Raw genomic sequence first — 21,017 nt, 5'->3', positions numbered from 1 at the left:
CAGATTGAATGGATACGAATAATGAACAGTACATTATACAAACTTATTTTCTGCCGCCGGTTGGGATGTTTGATTGCCGTCAGTGAATTTACCCGATCTTATGGCCGCTCATTTTCGTCTGCCAGTGGAAAACGAGTGAATGATCACAAAACAAAAGCAAGAATATTAAGCCGTCTGGCCATGTTGATGGGAATAGTGCCAGGTACATTACCCTCGTTGGCATTCGCCCATCCTTCACTGCCAGCTAACGGTAATATCGTAGTCGGTCAAGGTGTATTGGATGTTAATAACACCACCCTCACGGTAATGCAGCAAAGCGATAAGCTGGCAATCAACTGGGGGAGTTTTGATATTGCTCAGGGCAACAGTGTTATTTATAACCAGCCAAGGGCGCAGAGCATTGCGCTAAATAGGGTGCTAGGCCGTGATGCATCACAGATATATGGCAACTTAAAAGCGAATGGACAGGTCTTTTTGCTTAATCCGAATGGCATTCTATTTGGTAAAGGTGCGCAAGTTAATGTTGGTGGTTTAGTTGCCAGTACTAAGTCGATGTCTAATCATGATTTTATTAACGGATCCTATACGCTGACCAGCCTAAAAAGTGAAGGCCAAGTGATTAATCAGGCCAATCTGAGAACCACTGCGGGCGGTTATATCGCGCTGATTGGCCAGCAGGTTGATAATCAGGCATCAGGTGTTATCAACGCGCCGCAAGGGAAAGTGGCATTAGTGAGCGCGAGCCGTGTCACGCTTAATTTGGATCACGGTAGCTTGCTGGGTGTGCAAGTTCAGGGCGAACAAGTTAGCGCTTTGCTAAAAAACGGTGGGCTGATTCAGGCTAATGAAGGGGTTATCCAACTAACAGCTCGCGGCAAAGAGATGTTAATGAATACCGTGATTGATAATACCGGTATTTTGCGGGCTCAGGGTTTGTCTGAAAAGAATGGGGTTATTTTTCTTGATGGCGGCAGTGAGGGGGGGGTTGTGCGCCAGCAGGGGCTGATGGATGTCAGTAGCTCGCAGGGCTATGGCGGGTACGTTATCCTGCAAGGTGAAAATATACATTTGGTTGCCGGCAGCAAAATAGATGCACAGGGGAGCATTGGCGGTGGCAATGTATTGGTCGGAGGAGGTTGGCAGGGCAAAAATAGTCGCATAAGAAACTCTCGCTCAGTTGTCATGGATAAAGGTGCGAATATTAATGTTTCTTCATCAAACAAAGGCGCGGGGGGGACTGCGGTGTTATGGTCTGAATATTACACCGGTTTTTATGGTGATATTCATGCCCGTGGTGGGCCGCAGTCGGGTGATGGTGGGCAGGTTGAAACATCCAGTAGGCGTAATTTACAGGTCTTTGGTCATGTTGATACTGCGAGTATTCATGGTCGTAGCGGCCGCTGGTTGCTCGATCCGGCAGAGGTAAATATTGTTAGTCGCGGTGCTGAGATTGGGGTATCAGTTCAGATAGACAATATTCCGGCCGGATATGCCACCAACACACAGGTTTTCACGCCAACCGCCAATGTTGCCCAAATATTAAATAGCAGTATCAATGCTCAGCTTAATAATGGCACCGACGTGACAATTACCACCAGTAATAGCAGTCTATTGAGTTGTCGCTGGTGCAATATTACACTGCAAGCCGATATCAATAAAACCACTGGGGGTAATGCGACGCTGACGTTGCACGCTGATGGCAATATTGTGAGTGATAGTAATATCACTTCTACTTCGGGGCGACTTAATCTGAACTTATTGGCGGGTAATACTACGGTAGATTCGGTTATTACATTAAATAATAGTCATATCTTATTAAATGGTGGTGACCTACTCGCAAAGCATGCTAACGAAAATAATACCGCACGTATAGAGTTAATTGGAGGACGGTATGATGTCGGCAACCTTACTCTTAATGGAAATACAGGGGCAGCATCTCAGGTCGGGGTGAATATTAGCCACGCGGCTAATATTACAGCGGCAGGGGAGGTACATATATCCGGTGAAAGCAGTAATGCTAATGAGCAAGGGTGGCGTGGTGTTGATATATCCGATGGTTCATCCATAGTCAGTGCTGGTGATATGATCTTCGAAATAAACTCTAACTCTAAAATAGCATGGATGGGAGCGTTCAATAATGTAAGTATTGTTAGCGGAAAAGACCTTGTATTCAAGGCTAATGGTAATGCATGGGGTGGGATAGTATTCAAGAATAGTAAGATAACCGCTAATTCTGGTGATCTTTCTTTTAGTGTTAATGGCGATATTATCAGTGAAGCTAATAAAGGTATTTACTTAAATGCGTCACATGCTAGCGGGAAAAATATTAATATTAAAAGCCATGTTGCTGGCGCTGACGCATTTTTATTATTCGATGGGAGTATGACGGCAACCTCTGGTAATATTAATGCGAATGTCACTACAACGCATAAAGGTATCTGGATCTCAGGCAATAGCAGTGTAAATGCTCATAAAGATATCAATATGAACGGTATCACAACGGGAATGCAAGCAGATGCTGATGGTATAAATATCAGTGGTAATACCAGTAACTATGTGAATATTAAGGCTGGCGCTAATATAGCGATGGTGGGGAGTCATTCCGGTCAGGGGGCTGGAGCCAGTATTGTTGTCGATTATGCCAATATCGAAACGGGTAATGGTAATTTCACCGCCAATGCTCATGGTGTAAAGAGCATGTTATTTAGCAACGCTAATGTAACCGCCAATGGTATTGAAGTAAATTCTGATGCTACTGGCGCTGATGGAGTTGTATTAGAGGGGGTCAATTTCACCTCGACAGCCGGTAGCATTAATTTTAATGCTACAGCGATGAATAATGGTGTTTTTATTAAACCAAACTCATCATTGAATGCACAGAAAAACATTACGTTAATTGGTGTTGGGGAGGCGAATGGCGTTATTATTCAAGGTGATTCAGTGGGCGCACGCAATAATATTACGGCGCAAGGAGATATCACTCTATTAGGTAAGAATAGCACCGGCAGTCACTCATCAATTAATTTATCAAACCTGAGTTTGATATCTGAGAGTAAGAATATTGACATCAATGGCTCATCGGTTGGTATGGGGAGTATTTACATAAATAATATTGATTTTAACGCCTCGCTAGGTAATGTTTCCATTTATGCGGAGACTAATTCGCCATTAGCCTCTTCGCAAAGTGCAGCATTAATTCTAGAGGGAAATAACACGTTGGTTGCTAAAAATGGTTCGTTTACCGGTAATGCACTTAATATAACCCAGGGCGTAGGTATTGGTTTTAGATCAGGCAATACATTTTCAGTCGACGGGAATGTCGCTTTTCACGGTGTGACAGACGGTGTGGATACAGCAAGCCGAGGGATTGATTTTCATGGTAGTAATACATTCAATATTGCTAAAGGTAGTCAATTAGCTTTCCTTGGTGAAAATAAAGGCGCATCAAATACTACTGGAGGAGATGGCATAACCCATTCAGGTGCGACGATGTTAACCATAAATAATAATGGTTCTTTAACCATGGAGGGCCGCTCCAGCAGCGGTACGGGAATTAATTTCCCTACCAGTAATAATACGGTGATATTACATGGCGAGGGTGACACGTTAATTAAAGGCAGTAGCATTGCGGGAACGGGTGTTTCTCTTTCTGGCATTGTTAATAACAGTAGCGGCCCCGTGACGCTTGTCGGAGCCAGTACCGACGGCACCGGTGTTCATCTCTTCAGTGCAGAACATCAAATTAATCGCATTAATGTCACAGGACATTCGGCTCATGCCGAAGGGCTGAGAATTAGCGGTAATACCACAATTACCGATACTACTCTGACCGGTAAGTCAATTAATGGCAGTGGTGTGACGGTGGATTCATTACCGGGTTCCCGTGGGGTTGCTAACACGATTTTGGATAATACAACGCTCAATGGCCGCAGTAATAACGGCATCGGAATGGAAATAACCGGTGATATCAATGGCATTAATCAAAGCACCATTAACGGTATTACTGATGGAACTGGTTATGGCGTTAACATTAAAGAAAATATAAATGTCACGGGTACCAGTCAGGCTGATTTGCTTACCATAAACGGTATTGCAATAACTGGCTCTGGTGATGGTATAAAACTCAACGGAAATAATGACTTAAGCAACACTAGCTTATATGGCTCTGCTGTGGACGGCATTGGGTTAGATATCAGTGGTTCGCTAACCGACGGTATCAATACGGGATTAACCGGTACGGCTTCCGGTGCAGGTATTGGTGTGCAGGTTAATGGCTCGCTTAGCGAAAGTGTGGTGAATGGTACCTCAGCCAGCGGTATTGGTGTGCAAGTTAGAGGCACTCTTGACGATAGCCGTATCAACGGTGTCTCTGCCAGTGGCAGTGGGGTGAAAGTCGATGACGAAACGGTTCTTAACAATACCGTGCTGATGGGGAATAGTGCGGAGGGTAAGGGCGTGGAGATTTCAGGCGATCTCATTGGTGACTTTGGTAGTACGGTGCATGGCGATACTGTAAACGGTACGGGTGTGTATGTAAGCCACGATCTCAATCTCACGAGTGATGGAACCGGGGGGCTGCTGATTATCAGCGGTAATGCGACCGGTGAGCAAGGTAGCGGCGTCACGCTGATGGGTAATAATACCCTTGATAATATCAAGCTGAGTGGTAATGCCACCGCTGGCATTGGTATCAATATCAATGGCCCGTTTACTCACAGCGGCAATACTACTGTCGACGGTAAAGCCACTGATGGCGATGGTATTCAACTAAACGGGGCTGTCGCAGGCGGTAGAATTGAGGGTGGGTCGACCAATGGCCGTGGTATTAAGGTGAGCGGTGACTCCAGCCTCAATAACGCCATCTTGAACGGTAACAGCATCAATGGCAAAGGTGTGGAAATCGCCGGTGACCTTGCGGGTAGCAATGGGAGTGCGGTGTATGGTGATACCGTCAATGGCACCGGAGTAGAGGTTGATATCAGTACCCACCTTAACGGTGGCGATGGTGTTGATTTATTGGTCATCAGCGGCAACGCCCACGGTGAGAAAGGCACTGGCGTTACATTGGATGGTTTCAATATCCTCGATAATACCTCGCTGGCAGGCAATGCCACTAACGGGACGGGGGTTGATATTGGTGGCTTGCAGCAAAATGAAGGTAATACCACGATTGTCGGTAAGGCGGTTGGCGGTAACGGTGTACAACTTGCCGGTGCTGTCAGTGGCGCAACGGTCAGCGGTATATCAGATATGGGCAGCGGCATCAAAGTTGACGGGAACACTCAACTGCATAACGCCACATTGAATGGCAGCAGCACGGATGGCAGGGGGATAGACATCGTCGGTAATTTGTCTGGCGCTCACGGCAGTGTGGTGCAGGGGAATACCACCAACGGCATAGGTGTTTATGTGGGTAAAGATGCCACACTGAGCGGTGGCGGCGAGGATGACTCGCTACAGGTGAGCGGCAATGCCCACGGCGAGCAAGGTATCGGCGTTACATTGGGCGGTTTCAATATCCTCGATAACACCTCGTTAAATGGTAACGCCACCGATGGTCATGGTGTGGAACTGTCCGGGCCGGTGACTAATAGCGGTAACACTACGGTCAATGGCATAGCCTCTAACAGCGGTCATGGGGTACACGTCAATGGTACCGTCAGCGGTGGCGCGATAAGCGGTAATTCTGGCAATAACCACGGCGTCCTCCTCAATGATGCGGCTATTGTTAGTGACATTATGATTGGTGGCAGCAGCACCATGACCCGCAAGCTTTCTGTCTTGATAACCTTGCCGGAAAGCGTCGGTGAGAATGTCACTATTAACGGTCAGGCGGTTGATAAAAATAACCTGGATGATTACACCGTGGCTGATAGCATTGTCACCACCAATACTTCGGTCAATACCACTGTCAATACCACTGTCAATACCAATACGGCTGCCAATACCCAAGCTGCTCTTATCTCACCTGAGCGAACAACAACAGTGGCTGGTGCTACAGTAATGCCGCTTCAGGAGGGGAGTCAGCCGGATTTGTTATTGATAAAACGAAACCAGATCCTCAGTTCTCTTGAAGGGCATACCTCACCCGCGCCTATCGTGACCGAGTCTGAACATGATATCTCAGCCAATATCAGTGTCGCCGTTTGTCTCCCTGAAGGTGTTAACACGCCACCGCAACCTTGCGATACGCATGTTCTAGGCCGCTGGAAGCCTCTACCTGCTATCTCAGATCTGAAGTGACAAATTCTTAACTAACTAAATTTGCTAGAGAAGTCGGAATGTCGACGTGACAAAGAGGACGGGCAATGGTGGACAAAACGGTTGAATTAACACCCGCAGTAGATACGCCGGTAGACTTTTCATTACCTTATTTCGAGTTTCTCGTCTGTGTGCGGCGCTATGAGGAGGCCGGGCGATTATTACTCTTGGTATTGGAGCAACTGGACACCCAATATGGCCGCTGGGATGTTTTTTCGCTTAATCAACAATCGGTACAGCAGCAGGAGCGTTTCTGTAATCGTTTAGCTGCGGCCATTAGCAACCTGTTTTCTGATCCTGATTTTGTGATTTCAGATAAAGGCTTTTTACAACTGATCAATTTCCACCGCTGGATTGCGTTGATATTTGCTGCATCACCTTTTGTTCATGCGGATCATGTTATTACTAATCTTAACCAGGCGGGGGAGGGGTGCGCTCACCCTTTACGGTTTGAGCACAATAATTTCCTGAAGTTTTGTCTGATGTATTTACCCGAATCGGGTATTCCGCTTCAGCCGGATTTATTGTGGCAATTTAATCCTCATGCGGCGGCGGCACTTTTTTTGGCATTATTGTCACCGCGCATTTTACCCCGTGCGGCGGGCCATGCGAAACGTGAGCTGTTATTAGCGTGGTTGCCTGAAAAACTGTTAACCCTAGAGAGCCTTGAACACTTACCTGAGCGCATCCTCCACGATGTGTACATGCATTGCAGTTACGCTGATATAGCGAAAAAACATGCCATAAAGCGCAGCATTAATTTTCATCTGCGTAATGCGCTGCTACACAATGGGTTATCTGATAATGACTCTCGCCCCCCACCACGCAGCAAACCCTTGATGCTGGTTATTTTAGAATGGTTTAACAGCGGGCATTCTATTTATCGCACTCACTCCAGCACTCTGCGGGCCGCTCGCCAGCAGTTTTCTACTCATGGTGTTACGATAATGGAGGCAACCGATGCCACAACTCGCGAGGTTTTTGATGACTTCACCGAGGTGCTGCGGGCGGGGGCGGTTGAAGCTATAGCCGCTCTGGCACAGCAACTGCGCCCGGATGTTATCTATTTTCCCAGTGTCGGGATGTTTCCACTTACCATTGCTTTGAGTAACTTGCGCCTGGCACCTTTGCAGGTGATGGCATTGGGGCATCCAGCAACGACCCATTCCGATTACATCGACGCGGTATTAGTGGAAGAGGATTATCTGGGCGATAGTGGCTGCTTTTCTGAAAAAGTCGTTTCATTACCTAAAGATTGTTTGCCATATGTGCCGCCGATAAATATCAGCCAGCCGGAACCTATACATCAATTTGATGAGCGGCCTGTTGTCCATATTGCTGTTTGTGCATCGGCGATGAAAATTAACCCCCGTTTTCTCGCGACCTGTGCCGAAATAGCTGATCAAGCGGCGACTCCGGTGGTATTTCATTTTTTAGTCGGTTTCTGCTGGGGGATTACCCATCGGGTGATGGAAAAAGCGGTCATTGATATGGTTACCGAAGCCAGAGTTTACGAGCATTTGAGTTATCCCGCTTATTTACAGGTGATTAACCAGTGTGATCTGTTTATTAATCCGTTTCCCTTTGGCAATACCAATGGCATCGTCGATACCGTGCGTCAGGGGCTACCGGGCGTTTGCCTCAGTGGATCGGAAGTTCATGAGCATATTGATGAAGGGCTATTTCGTCGTTTGGGGCTGGCTGAGGAGCTGATCACGCATAATATAGCAGAGTACATCGCAGCCACGGTACGTCTGATTAATGACACCGATTGGCGCAATAGCTTACGGCAGCAGTTATTAGCGATTCAACCTGACAGCGTGTTATTTACCGGTAAACCGGAGCAATTCGGGCGGATTGTCCGTGGCCTGCTTGATGAGCGCCAGAGCGAGTAATCAGGTGAATATGTCGAAATGACTGCTAACTAGATGAATAATAAGAAAAGCCTCCTTAAGTTGACGGAGGCTTGAGTAGACACTTACATCAATGAGACTTATTTACTATGCAGCTTCAATTTGCCGTGGTTTAGCCGGCTGCTTTACGGCGGGTTTCGCTGCCAAGGCATCGGCTTCAAATTCATCGACATTAATTGAACGCAAACGGCTATTTTCTGCTTTGGTCAGAATGGCCGCTTCTTCGGCATTGATTTTACCTTCAGCTAATGCCTTTTGTGCCAGTATATCCAGGCGGGTGAATGGCAAACCTCTACCTGCTTCTTTGCTCAAACGCTTGTGGATAGGCTCCGCCGCAATCACATCTTGCAATGCTTCTTCCAGCAAACCAACTGGGTTAAATTCACTCGGTGTCAGGTACTGACCACGACCAATACGGCTGCGAGTGGCAGATGGGACTTGTAATAGTTGTGCTAACTGATGGTCCAGACGGTCTGACGGCGCTTGATGTACGCGACCAAATGGGAACACCACGAACCGCATCAACCCGGCGATAAGGCCATTGGGGAAGTTACGCAGCAAATCATCCAGTGCTTGTTCCGCCTGATTTAGCGCATCCTGCACCCCCCAATGCACCAGTGGTAAGTCCTCTGTCTGACGACCTTCATCTTCATAGCGTTTCAACGTGGCTGAGGCCAGATACATTTGGCTAAGAATATCCCCCAAACGGGCAGAGATACGCTCACGGCGTTTCAGACTGCCGCCCAGCACACCCATTGAGACATCTGACAGCAATGCCAGATTAGCGCTCAGGCGGTTCAACTGCTGGTAATAACGGCGGGTACTGTCTTTAGTTGGTGTGGCACTGGTGCGGCCATTGGTTAGGCCCAACCATAAGCTACGTACCTTGCAGCTACCGACATGGCCCAGATGACCAAACAGCGCTTTATCAAAGGCAGAGACATCATTAGATTGCGCCGCCGCCATTTCATCCAGTACAAACGGATGGCAGCGGATAGCGCCCTGGCCGAAGATGATCATGCTGCGGGTCAGGATATTCGCGCCTTCCACCGTGATACCGATTGGTGCACCTTGGTAACCACGCGCCACAAAGTTGGCCGGGCCAAGGCAGATGCCTTTACCACCGGCGATATCCATCGCATCCATCACCGCACGTTGACCACGGTGGGTACAGTGATATTTAACAATGGCAGATAGCACCGCCGGTTTTTCACCCAGCATAATGCCGCTGGTAATTAAGGTGGCAGCGGCATCCATCACATAAGCGTTACCGGCAATACGTGCCAATGGCTCTTCAATCCCTTCCATTTTACCGATTGAGATTTTGAATTGACGGCGAATATAGGCGTAAGCGCCAATACCCATTGCCACACTTTTCAAGCTGCCTGTGGCGTTGGACGGCAAGGTAATGCCACGACCAACCGACAGACATTCCACCAGCATCCGCCAGCCCTGACCGGCCATTTTTGGCCCACCGATAATGTAATCAATGGGGACAAAGATATCGTTACCACGCGTTGGGCCATTCTGGAACGGCACGTTTAGCGGGAAGTGGCGGCGGCCAATTTCTACCCCTGGAGTGTTGGTTGGGATCAGCGCACAGGTAATGCCCAAATCAACGGTGTCACCGATCAGATGGTCAGGGTCAGACAGTTTGAATGCCAGCCCTAGCACCGTGGCGATGGGCGCGAGAGTGATATAGCGTTTGTTCCAGGTCAGCCGCATCCCGAGAACCTGTTTACCTTGCCATTCACCCATGCAAACTGTACCGGTATCCGGAATCGCACCGGCATCTGAACCCGCTTCGGGACTGGTTAGGGCGAAACAAGGGATCTCATCGCCACGGGCCAAACCCGGCAGGTAATGATTTTTTTGCTCTTCAGTACCGTAATGTTGCAGTAATTCGCCGGGGCCAAGAGAGTTAGGTACGCCGACGGTGATGGCCAATATGCCAGACACGCCAGACAGTTTTTGTAGCACTCGTGCCTGAGCATAGGCTGAGAACTCAAGGCCGCCGTACTCTTTCTTAATGATCATCGCGAAGAAGCGATTCTCTTTCAGATAGGCCCACAGCTCTGGCGGCAGATCAGCCAACTCATGGGTAATCTGGAAATCATTGGCCATACGACAGGCTTCTTCGACCGGCCCATCAATAAAGGCTTGCTCTTCTGCGGTTAATTGCGGTTTTGGATAGTTATGCAGTTTTTTCCAGTCAGGTTGGCCCTGGAACAAATCGCCTTCCCACCAGGTGGTGCCCGCATCAATCGCTTCTTTTTCGGTGCGAGACATGGCTGGCATGACTTTACGGAAAATGCGTAACGCTGGGGCTGAGAACAGAGACTGGCGCAGTGGAGTCAGGGTCAGTGGCAGCAAAACAATCACCAGAGGCAATAATGCCCAGTATGACCATAACTGCACCGCACCGATTGCTGCGGTATAAACCACAAGAATCAAACTACTGAGGTAAAGGTTCACCTGGTGATAGAACAACACACTAATAAGAACCAGCAAGGCAACAATGCTTAGAATCATCATAATGAAGCTCCTGAGATGTAGGAGGTCTGACCTGTTGAATGATACATTTGTTGTAGTTCATTCCATTATTTTTATCAATACCATTACATGTTATTTACAACTAATCTCACAAACTGACCGCATTAAAGGTTAAAAGCCTGCGGTCAAATTCATCACAGCGCTTCTCGCTGTTTATGCGATCCGGTACACTGGCAACGGACAAATATTGATGGCATAGAACGATAAAGAGGCTCCCATGTACCATGATTTAATCCGCAGTGAACTGAACGAAGCCGCAGATACATTGGCAAACTTTCTAAAAGATGATGCCAATATTGATGCCATTGAGCGCGCAGCCGTGTTGCTGGCTGATTCTTTTAAAGCTGGTGGTAAAGTATTGTCATGCGGTAATGGCGGTTCCCATTGTGATGCTATGCATTTTGCCGAAGAGTTGACTGGCCGCTATCGTGAGAATCGCCCAGGTTATCCTGCGATTGCGATTTCCGATGTCAGCCATCTCTCTTGTGTCAGTAATGATTTTGGTTATGACTACGTTTTCTCTCGTTATGTTGAAGCGGTAGGCCGCGAAGGTGATGTATTACTGGGCATTTCCACCTCAGGGAATTCTGGTAATATCATCAAAGCGATTGATGCTGCTCGCGCTAAAGGCATGAAAGTCATCACGCTGACCGGCAAAGATGGTGGCAAAATGGCCGGTTCTGCTGATATTGAAATCCGAGTTCCTCATTTCGGTTATGCCGATCGTATTCAGGAAATTCACATCAAAGCAATTCACATCTTGATTCAATTAATCGAAAAAGAGATGGTAAAAGCCTGATGTACTGAGGTGATCAACGAGTGTTGATCACCTTGAATGTGGGTGATCGGCATGGCGATTGGCCGGTATCAATCGTGGCTTAAAGGTTTATACCCAAACTCATCGGTGTTGCTGGTGGGCAGCAAAAAAGCAAAGCCCGTAGAGCGGATTTAAGTCAGTGATTCGGGTGACGGCCACCGGTGCAACGTCAACAACAAAGGGTATATGCGCGGAGGAATATATGTGCGAACTGCTCGGGATGAGCGCGAATGTGCCAACAGACATTTGCTTTAGCTTTACCGGCCTGGTGCAACGTGGTGGGGGAACTGGCCCACATAAAGATGGCTGGGGAATTACTTTCTATGAAGGTAATGGTTGTCGCACGTTTAAAGATCCGCAACCGAGTTTTAATTCACCCATTGCCCGTCTGGTGCAGGATTACCCGATAAAATCTTGTGCGGTGGTTTCCCATATCCGTCAGGCTAATCGCGGTGAGGTGGCGTTGGAAAATACCCATCCGTTTACCCGCGAAATGTGGGGGCGCAACTGGACTTATGCCCATAACGGCCAGCTCAAAGGTTATCGCCAATTGGACACCGGGACTTTCCGGCCGATAGGTCAAACAGACAGCGAATATGCATTCTGCTGGTTACTTAATCAACTGGCAAAACGCTACCCTCGCACCCCAAGTAACTGGCCGGCAGTATTCCGTTATATCGGCACCTTATGCGAACAGTTACGGGCAAAAGGGGTATTTAATATGTTACTGTCGGATGGCCGTTTTGTGATGGCATTTTGCTCGACCAATCTCTATTGGATTACTCGCCGTGCGCCTTTCGGCAAAGCAACATTGCTGGATAGGGATGTAGAAATTGATTTCCAGCGCCAGACCACACCCAATGATGTGGTTACGGTGATTGCCACAGCGCCACTGACCGCAAATGAAACCTGGCACAAAATTGCACCAGGTGAGTTCGCATTATTCTGTTTTGGTGAGCGAATTTGATTGGGTCAGTACATATTGTGTTGCTGGCGCACTGGAGACCGGAGGGCGGCTCAACACATACTGCCCATTGATCACCGCAACTGACGGTGGCATCCGGTTCTTGGCAAAATAAGCATATCCCGGCTGCAACTGACGCCAAAAGTTATAATCAGATGAGTTACGGTGGCGCTGCATGTTCTGTTCTGTCATGCGGAAAGGATAAATACTGATATCCACCTTTTCCTGACCGAAGATAAATGCCGTCTGTACGTAGTTAAATATCTCGTCCATATAGGCATCAGTCATGGCATAACAGCCGATTGATTTACATGCGCCGTGGATCATCAGATATTTCCCTGAATAGCCCTGCGATTTATCATATTCATTTGGGAAGCCAATATTGATTGCCCGATAAAACTTACTATCGGGTTTCAAATGGCGCATATCAACAGTGTAAAAACCTTCCGGACTCTTAAAATCCCCTTCACGGCGTTTCGGCCCAAGGCCACCGGAGAATTCACAGATACGATAGCTTTGTACCAAACGATATTCGCCCTGTAATCTGGCATATAATTCCAGAGTACGTTCTTCTTTGAAGATCTGAATATAGACTGATGAACCGAGTAATTGCTGTTTTAGCTCTTTGGATACCGCCACAGGCTCACTGGCTGAGCTAATGAACGAAACCGCAGGCAAACAAATTATCGCTGCAAACATTATCGTTGCAAACATTCTCGCCGCAAACGACGGCGCAATTTTGCCCATTTATTATTCCTACTTATATTATGTAAATTATGCCACTGCATCTTTTGATTTATAGGCGCAGATTATCAGTCAGAAAATTTTTAGCAATATATGTTTGTATAAAATAAACACAAAGTCGGTAAAGGTGAATTAGTGATACGGTTTTACCGAGTATATACACAAATTAACCGTAATTTATTTGTGTTTGCTTGACCTGGGTCACTGCATTTGTCAGACACTGCGAGATGGAAATGCTAAAATCATGCGCTTCTGGTCACCCACATCTGTCATGCTATTTCAGTCTATTTTATCTTCAGGCATTCAATTCGGGTATCAGTATTAATTTCCGAGATTCTTTCAGCTAAAACCACGATGATAGGATGGTTTTGTAGTAAAGCGCCGTTTAACTGTACTGTGAATGGATCTCATTTTTACGCCGCTGTACGCTGTTGGCTTATGTACAGCATCTGATATAACTAATGAAGTCGTTTAAACCTATGATTAAAATAAAGAAAGGGCTAGACCTTCCCATCGCTGGAGCACCTGTTCAGGTAATAGAGGAGGGGCCTGCTATTCATCATGTAGCGCTACTCGGTGAAGAGTATGTCGGTATGCGGCCTTCAATGCTGGTGCAAGAAGGTGATTGGGTTAAGAAAGGCCAGCCGCTATTTGAAGATAAAAAAAATCCCGGAGTGCTGTTTACCGCGCCCGCCAGTGGCAAAGTGAGTGCCATCAATCGTGGCGAGCGTCGGGTATTGCAATCCGTTGTGATTGATATTGACGGTGATGAGCAGGTTCCTTTTGAGCATTTTGATGAAGCCACCCTCAATCAACTGAGCCGCGAACAGGTACAACGCCAATTGCTGGCTTCTGGCTTATGGACTGCACTACGAACCCGTCCTTTCAGCAAAACACCGGTACCAGGCAGTAGCCCGCGGGCTATTTTTGTCAGCGCAATGGATACCCAGCCACTGGCGGCCAACCCGCAGGTGATTATTGCCACTGAGTTGGCGGCTTTTAACCACGGTTTAACCGTTCTTACCCGGCTGACTGAAGGTAAAGTGCATGTTTGCCATGCGCCGGGGCAGGCTACTGCTGGGCATACCAGCGCTCAGGTGACGTACAATGAGTTTTCTGGCCCACATCCCGCGGGGTTGGTTGGTACTCACATTCATTTCCTCGAACCGGTCAGCCTGCGCAAAATGGTTTGGCATGTAGGCTATCAGGACGTTATTGCCATCGGTAAACTGTTTACCCGTGGCGAGCTGTGTACTGACCGTATCGTCGCTCTGGCAGGCCCGCAGGTAAATCAACCGGTGTTACTGCGCACCCGCTTAGGTGCCAGTTTATCTGAACTGACCGCCGGTAAGCTAAAAGAGGATGATAACCGCATCATTTCAGGTTCGGTGCTCAGTGGCACTGCATCTTCAGCTACTCATGGCTATCTTGGGCGTTTTCATCAACAAGTGTCGGTTATCCGCGAAGGGCGAGAAAAAGAGCTATTCGGCTGGGTGATGCCGGGCCGTGATAAATACTCAATCACCCGCACCACGCTAGGCCATTTCTTCAAACATAAGCTGTTTGCATTCTCTACCGATATGCATGGCGGTGAGCGCTCGATGGTGCCAATTGGTAACTATGAGCGAGTGATGCCACTGGATATTCTGGCCACCCATCTACTGCGTGACCTGCTATCTGGCGATACTGACAGTGCGCAAGCGCTGGGATGCTTAGAGTTGGACGAAGAAGACTTGGCTTTATGTACATTTGTTTGCCCCGGCAAGTATGAATACGGCCCAGTACTGCGCGACATACTGACCAAGATTGAGCAGGAAGGATAACTGATGGGCTTGAAAAATTTTCTTGAGAAAATCGAACACCACTTTGAAGCGGGTGGCAAATTAGAAAAGTACTATCCGCTCTATGAAGCGGCTGCCACTATTTTCTACACACAGGGTAAAGTCACCCCCGGCGCTTCTCACGTTCGCGATGCTATCGATTTAAAGCGGATGATGATTCTGGTGTGGCTGGCGGTATTCCCCGCCATGTTCTGGGGTATGTATAACGTAGGGTTACAGGCTATTCCGGCCTTAAATCAGCTCTACAGTGGCGCGCAGTTGCAACAGGTTATTGCTGGTGATTGGCATTATCGCCTGGCGCAAATGTTAGGAGCATCACTGACGCCAGACGCTGGCTGGATAAGTAAAATGGTGCTCGGGGCTGCCTATTTCCTGCCGATTTATGCGGTGGTGTTCTTGGTGGGTGGCTTCTGGGAAGTGGTCTTTTCCATTGTCCGTAAGCATGAAATCAACGAAGGCTTCTTTGTTACCTCAATCCTGTTCTCTCTGATTGTGCCACCGACATTGCCATTATGGCAGGCGGCGTTGGGGATCTCTTTCGGTGTGGTTATCGGTAAAGAGATCTTCGGGGGGACCGGGCGTAACTTTCTGAACCCGGCACTGGCGGGGCGTGCTTTCCTGTTCTTTGCTTATCCGGCTCAGATATCAGGTGATTTGGTTTGGACTGCGGCGGATGGTTTTTCCGGTGCGACCCCATTGTCGCAATGGAGTGTCAACGGTAGCCACAGTTTAATTAACAGCATCACTCATCAACCTATTACGTGGATGGATGCTTTCCTCGGCAATATTCCCGGTTCTATAGGTGAAGTTTCCACGCTGATGATCTTGATTGGCGGTGCCATTATTCTGTTTGGTCGTGTGGCATCTTGGCGGATTGTGGCCGGTGTGATGATCGGGATGATCGCAACGGCTTGTCTGTTTAACTGGATAGGTTCTGCCACCAATCCGTTATTTGCTATGCCGTGGTATTGGCATCTGGTTCTGGGCGGTTTCGCTTTCGGCATGATCTTTATGGCCACCGATCCGGTATCCGCTTCCTTTACCAATAAAGGTAAGTGGTGGTATGGCGGCCTGATTGGTGCAATGTGTGTGTTAATCCGCGTTGCGAATCCGGCTTATCCGGAGGGAATGATGCTGGCGATTCTGTTCGCCAACCTGTTTGCGCCACTGTTTGATTATGTGGTTGTTCAGGCCAACATCAAGCGGAGGAAAGCCCGTGGCGAGTAATAAACCAAGAAATAATGACAGCATCGGCAAAACGTTGCTGGTGGTGATTGTGCTGTGTCTGGTGTGCTCAGTCGTCGTGGCTGGCGCTGCGGTTGGCTTGAAAGCCCGGCAACAAGAACAGCGGCTGCTGGATAAGCAACGTAATATCCTGGCGGTAGCCGGTTTGCTGCAACCAAGAATGCCGGCAGAAGACGTTCAGCGAGAGTTTGCAACACGAATTGAACCTCGTTTGCTTGATTTACAAAGTGGCGCGTTTATTCAACAAGATCCGGTAACATTTGACCGTACTCAGGCATTGCGCGATAACCAAATGAGTATCGCGCTGACGCCAGCGCAAGATATCGCCGGTATTCGTCGTCGCGCTAACGTGGTTGAAATCTATCTGGTGCGTAGTGAAAGTGGGCAAGTTAACAAGATAGTTCTTCCTATCTATGGCTCAGGTTTGTGGTCGATGATGTATGCCTTTGTCGCGATTGACACTGATGGCAAAACCGTACGCGGCATCACCTATTATGATCAAGGTGAAACGCCAGGGCTGGGTGGCGAAATTCAGAACCCAATCTGGCGTAACCAATGGATTGGTAAGCGGCTATTTGACGATCAAGGGCAACCGGCTATTCGTATTGTTAAAGGGCGCGCACCTGAGGGCGATCCTCATGCAATAGATGGTTTGTCAGGAGCGACGCTGACCTCCAACGGAGTGCAAAACAGCTTCGATTTTTGGCTCGGTGAAAACGGCTTTGGCCCGTTCCTGAAAAAAGTACGCGAAGGAGCGTTAAAAAATGGCTGATACCAAAGAGATTAAGCGGGTTTTATTCGGGCCGTTATTTGATAACAACCCGATCGCATTACAGATTCTAGGCGTGTGCTCAGCGCTGGCGGTGACCACCAAATTGGAAACAGCCTTAGTGATGACACTGGCTGTTACCTTGGTGACCGCGTTTTCCAGTTTCTTTATCTCATTGATTCGAAATCATATTCCAAACAGTGTGCGGATTATCGTTCAGATGGTGATTATTGCCTCATTAGTCATTGTGGTCGATCAGATCCTGCGCGCTTATGCCTATGAGATATCCAAGCAGCTATCCGTATTTGTTGGCCTGATTATTACCAACTGCATTGTGATGGGGCGTGCTGAAGCTTATGCGATGAAATCCCCCCCCATCGAAAGCTTTATGGATGGCATCGGCAATGGCTTGGGCTATGGCGTGGTGCTAGTACTGGTCGGTTTTGTTCGCGAACTGATTGGCTCCGGTAAGTTGTTTGGTGTGTCGGTATTGGAGACAGTGCAGAACGGTGGCTGGTATCAGCCGAACGGATTGTTCCTGCTGGCACCTAGTGCATTCTTTATCATTGGTTTGCTGATTTGGGGTCTGCGCACCCTGAAACCTGCGCAGATTGAGAAGGAGTAATTGACGATGGAACATTACATCAGTCTATTTGTCCGCGCAGTGTTTGTGGAAAATATGGCATTAGCGTTCTTTTTGGGCATGTGTACTTTCCTGGCGGTTTCAAAGAAAGTATCAACCGCTTTTGGTCTGGGGATTGCGGTAACCGTGGTCTTGGGCATCGCAGTGCCGGCTAACAATTTGGTTTATAACCTGGTGTTGCGTGATGGTGCGCTCGTTGAGGGCGTTGACCTCAGCTTCCTGAATTTCATCACTTTTATCGGCGTCATTGCCGCTATCGTACAAGTGCTGGAGATGATCCTCGATCGCTACTTCCCTGCACTGTACAACGCGCTGGGCATTTTCCTGCCACTGATCACCGTGAACTGCGCCATTTTTGGCGGGGTATCATTCATGGCACAACGTGATTACAACTTCCCTGAGTCAATTGTCTATGGTTTTGGCTCCGGTATTGGTTGGATGCTAGCCATCGTCGCGTTAGCGGGTATTCGCGAAAAAATGAAATATGCCAATGTGCCTGCGGGCTTACAGGGGTTAGGGATCACCTTTATCACCACCGGATTGATGGCATTAGGTTTTATGTCTTTCTCCGGCGTGAACCTATAAAGGCAGGAATAATTGATGGAAATAATTCTGGGTGTAGTGATGTTCACCCTCATCGTGCTGGCATTGACGGTGATGATTTTATTCGCCAAATCAAAATTGGTGAATACCGGTGAGATTACCGTTGATGTTAATGACGATGCGGATAAAAGTTTTACCGCGCCAGCAGGCGATAAACTGCTGAATATGCTTTCCAGTCAGGGCATCTTTGTGTCTTCAGCCTGTGGCGGTGGTGGCTCTTGTGGGCAGTGCCGTGTGACAATAAAAGAAGGTGGCGGTGATATTCTGCCAACCGAACTTTCTCATATATCCAAGCGTGAAGCGAAAGAGGGTTGTCGATTGGCTTGTCAGGTTAACGTGAAGCAGAACCTGAAAATTGAGTTGCCGGAAGAGATTTTCGGTGTGAAGAAATGGACTTGCGAAGTTATCTCTAATGATAATAAAGCCACATTTATCAAGGAATTGAAGCTGAAAATTCCTGATGGTGATGTTGTTCCTTTCCGTGCCGGTGGATTTATTCAGATTGAAGCTGAACCGCATACGGTCAAGTACACAGATTTTGATGTGCCGGCGGAATATCGTGGTGACTGGGATAAATTTAATTTGTTCCGTTTCGAGTCGGCGGTTAGTGAGCCAACCGTGCGTGCTTATTCTATGGCAAACTATCCCGAAGAGCGTGGCATTATTATGCTTAACGTGCGTATTGCCACACCACCACCGTCATTACCCGATGCGCCTCCGGGGATTATGTCCTCGTATATCTGGTCATTAAAACCGGGTGATAAAGTGGTTATATCGGGGCCATTTGGTGAGTTCTTTGCCAAAGATACTGATGCAGAAATGGTCTTTATCGGTGGGGGCGCGGGGATGGCACCGATGCGTTCACATATTTTTGATCAGCTCAAGCGGCTACATTCGAAACGTAAAATCAGCTTCTGGTATGGTGCACGTTCGCGCCGCGAAATGTTCTATGAAGAAGATTTTGACCAGCTACAGGCTGAGAATGAGAATTTCCGTTGGCATGTTGCGTTGTCTGACCCACAACCCGAAGACAACTGGACGGGTTATACCGGCTTTATTCATAACGTGTTGCTAGAGAATTACCTCAAGAATCACCCCGCGCCGGAAGATTGTGAATTCTATATGTGTGGCCCGCCGATGATGAATGCGGCTGTTATCAAAATGCTGAAAGATCTTGGTGTGGAAGACGACAATATTATGCTGGATGATTTTGGTGGTTGATTTGCCACCACTCGGCTTTTTACAGTAATTGGGGATATTGTGCAGAAATATATAACGCATTGGCTAATGGCGGTGGTCGGGGTTTTACTGCTCTCAGGGTGTGGTCCTGAGCAAATCAATCTCGAAGGTAAAACGATGGGAACCTCATATTCAATTAAATATGTCAGTGACTCATCCACCCCCGGCGCAGAGCAATTACAGCAGGAAATCGACCTGGAGTTGGAACGGGTTAATGATCAGATGTCGACTTATCGGCCTGACTCGGAACTGAGTCGTTTCAATAAAAGTCGCGAACTGAACACACCGTTCCCGGTTTCAGCTGCGACCGCTAAAGTGGTGCGTGAGGCTATTCGTATAAACCGTCTGACTGATGGTGCACTGGATGTCACCGTTGGGCCGTTAGTCAACTTATGGGGTTTTGGCCCTGAAGGGCGGCCAGATGTTGTTCCAACTGATGCGGAAATAGCCACTCGTCGGGCATGGGTTGGTATTGATAAGCTGGCCGTGGAGCAGGGGGCTTTAGTCAAACGGCTCCCTGAGTTGTATGTCGATCTCTCATCAATTGCGAAAGGATATGGGGTTGATGTGGTTGCCGAATATTTGGAAGCACAGAATATCACCAACTATATGGTTGATATCGGCGGTGAGGTGCGGACTCGCGGTAATAATGGGGAAAATAAACCCTGGCGCATCGCCATTGAGAAACCAGTTGCTGGCTCAGCACAAAGTGCTCAAGAGATTATCGAACCGGGGCGAATGGCAATTGCAACCTCAGGGGATTATCGTAATTACTTCGAGCAGAATGGTGTGCGTTACTCACACACGATTGATCCAGAGACAGGGCGGCCAATTAATCATCGGCTGGTATCAATAACTGTGTTAGATCCAAGCTGTATGACAGCAGACGGTCTTTCTACCGGTCTGGATGTCCTTGGGCCTGAACGCGGGATGGCCTTGGCCAACTTGCTGGGGATTCCGGTATTTATGATAGTCAAAACAGACGAGGGATTTGAGGAGCGTTATTCTGATGCATTCAAACCCTATCTGCAAAAAAGGCCATAGCAGGAGGGGATATGTTGACAACTTTTATCGCATCTTTTGTCTTTTTTCTCTTGGTCATCGGCGGGATGTCGTTAGGTTATATCGTAAAACGTAAAACCTTGCAGGGCAGTTGCGGCGGAATTGGGGCTTTAGGGATGGAAAAGGTATGTGATTGCCCAGAGCCTTGTGATTCTCGTAAGAAACGGTTGGCTAAAGAGGCTGCTCGTCAGAAGAAGCTAGAGCAATATCGTATCTTATAAAAGATATTATAGATCACGATATGGTCAATACAGTGGTAGTTGTGTATAAAAATTAGTTATATACGACTGGATCATATACAGAAGAAAACCGGGAGTGTTAGAAATTCTGTGTCATTCCAGTAATATGCAATCAAAAAGGAAT

14 protein-coding genes are annotated in these 21,017 nt (G+C 47.8%); 12 read left to right on the top strand and 2 right to left on the bottom strand.

The window, feature by feature from the left end:
• Positions 1-21 precede the first annotated feature (21 nt).
• Together AT01_RS07560 and AT01_RS07555 are read left to right on the top strand one after the other, a co-directional pair.
• Entirely contained in the window at positions 22-6,243 is a 6,222-nt protein-coding gene (locus AT01_RS07560) for a two-partner secretion domain-containing protein (protein ID WP_042546689.1), read from the top strand.
• 65 nt (positions 6,244-6,308) lie between these two features.
• Positions 6,309-8,156 carry a hypothetical protein gene (locus tag AT01_RS07555; RefSeq protein ID WP_042546688.1) on the top strand — a complete coding sequence of 616 codons (1,848 nt, stop codon included), beginning with the start codon at positions 6,309-6,311 and terminating at the stop codon, positions 8,154-8,156.
• Positions 8,157-8,261: 105 nt separating this feature from the next.
• Here AT01_RS07555 and fadE read toward each other — a convergent pair whose 3' ends face one another.
• Positions 8,262-10,709, bottom strand: coding sequence for an acyl-CoA dehydrogenase FadE (fadE, locus tag AT01_RS07550; RefSeq protein WP_042546687.1), 2,448 nt, complete (start codon positions 10,707-10,709; stop codon positions 8,262-8,264).
• 235 nt (positions 10,710-10,944) lie between these two features.
• Here fadE and lpcA point away from each other — a divergent pair, with 235 nt between their 5' ends.
• Both lpcA and AT01_RS07540 read left to right on the top strand, forming a co-directional pair.
• The gene (gene lpcA / locus AT01_RS07545; RefSeq protein WP_004704038.1) at positions 10,945-11,526 is read left to right on the top strand and encodes a D-sedoheptulose 7-phosphate isomerase; all 582 of its coding nucleotides are present in this window, start codon (positions 10,945-10,947) and stop codon (positions 11,524-11,526) included.
• A 220-nt stretch (positions 11,527-11,746) separates the two neighbouring features.
• Positions 11,747-12,511 (top strand): class II glutamine amidotransferase, encoded by a 765-nt coding sequence (locus AT01_RS07540; RefSeq protein WP_004704037.1) that lies wholly within the window; start codon positions 11,747-11,749, stop codon positions 12,509-12,511.
• On the opposite strand, the gene dpaA is transcribed toward AT01_RS07540, so the two are convergent.
• Positions 12,485-13,255: a peptidoglycan meso-diaminopimelic acid protein amidase gene (gene dpaA / locus AT01_RS07535; RefSeq protein ID WP_042546686.1), complete on the bottom strand. Its 771-nt coding sequence runs from the start codon at positions 13,253-13,255 to the stop codon at positions 12,485-12,487. The genes AT01_RS07540 and dpaA overlap by 27 nt on opposite strands.
• Before the next feature lie 476 nt (positions 13,256-13,731).
• On the opposite strand from dpaA, the gene AT01_RS07530 reads away from it, so the two are divergent.
• Genes AT01_RS07530 through nqrM form a run of 8 tightly spaced genes read left to right on the top strand, consistent with a single transcriptional unit; the run spans position 13,732 to position 20,875 of the window.
• Complete coding sequence (locus tag AT01_RS07530; RefSeq protein ID WP_042546685.1) at positions 13,732-15,075, top strand: Na(+)-translocating NADH-quinone reductase subunit A; 1,344 nt, start codon at positions 13,732-13,734, stop codon at positions 15,073-15,075.
• Positions 15,076-15,078: 3 nt separating this feature from the next.
• On the top strand, positions 15,079-16,320 hold the full coding sequence (locus AT01_RS07525) for an NADH:ubiquinone reductase (Na(+)-transporting) subunit B (protein ID WP_042546684.1): 1,242 nt from the start codon (positions 15,079-15,081) through the stop codon (positions 16,318-16,320).
• On the top strand, positions 16,310-17,110 hold the full coding sequence (locus tag AT01_RS07520; protein ID WP_042546683.1) for a Na(+)-translocating NADH-quinone reductase subunit C: 801 nt from the start codon (positions 16,310-16,312) through the stop codon (positions 17,108-17,110). The genes AT01_RS07525 and AT01_RS07520 overlap by 11 nt, the downstream gene beginning before the upstream one ends.
• Complete coding sequence (locus tag AT01_RS07515) at positions 17,103-17,732, top strand: NADH:ubiquinone reductase (Na(+)-transporting) subunit D (RefSeq protein WP_042546682.1); 630 nt, start codon at positions 17,103-17,105, stop codon at positions 17,730-17,732. The genes AT01_RS07520 and AT01_RS07515 overlap by 8 nt, the downstream gene beginning before the upstream one ends.
• A gap of 6 nt (positions 17,733-17,738) precedes the next feature.
• Positions 17,739-18,335: an NADH:ubiquinone reductase (Na(+)-transporting) subunit E gene (nqrE, locus tag AT01_RS07510; protein ID WP_004704031.1), complete on the top strand. Its 597-nt coding sequence runs from the start codon at positions 17,739-17,741 to the stop codon at positions 18,333-18,335.
• A gap of 15 nt (positions 18,336-18,350) precedes the next feature.
• Positions 18,351-19,574 carry an NADH:ubiquinone reductase (Na(+)-transporting) subunit F gene (nqrF, locus tag AT01_RS07505; protein ID WP_042546681.1) on the top strand — a complete coding sequence of 408 codons (1,224 nt, stop codon included), beginning with the start codon at positions 18,351-18,353 and terminating at the stop codon, positions 19,572-19,574.
• Between the two features lie 39 nt (positions 19,575-19,613).
• Positions 19,614-20,636 (top strand): FAD:protein FMN transferase, encoded by a 1,023-nt coding sequence (locus AT01_RS07500; protein WP_071841500.1) that lies wholly within the window; start codon positions 19,614-19,616, stop codon positions 20,634-20,636.
• Positions 20,637-20,647: 11 nt separating this feature from the next.
• Positions 20,648-20,875 (top strand): (Na+)-NQR maturation NqrM, encoded by a 228-nt coding sequence (nqrM, locus tag AT01_RS07495; RefSeq protein ID WP_042546679.1) that lies wholly within the window; start codon positions 20,648-20,650, stop codon positions 20,873-20,875.
• Positions 20,876-21,017 lie beyond the last annotated feature (142 nt).

The organism is Yersinia aldovae 670-83, assembly GCF_000834395.1.
Lineage (GTDB): Bacteria > Pseudomonadota > Gammaproteobacteria > Enterobacterales > Enterobacteriaceae > Yersinia > Yersinia aldovae.
Note: the sequence above shows the minus strand (reverse complement) of the source record. Positions and strands in the feature narration are given on the sequence as shown.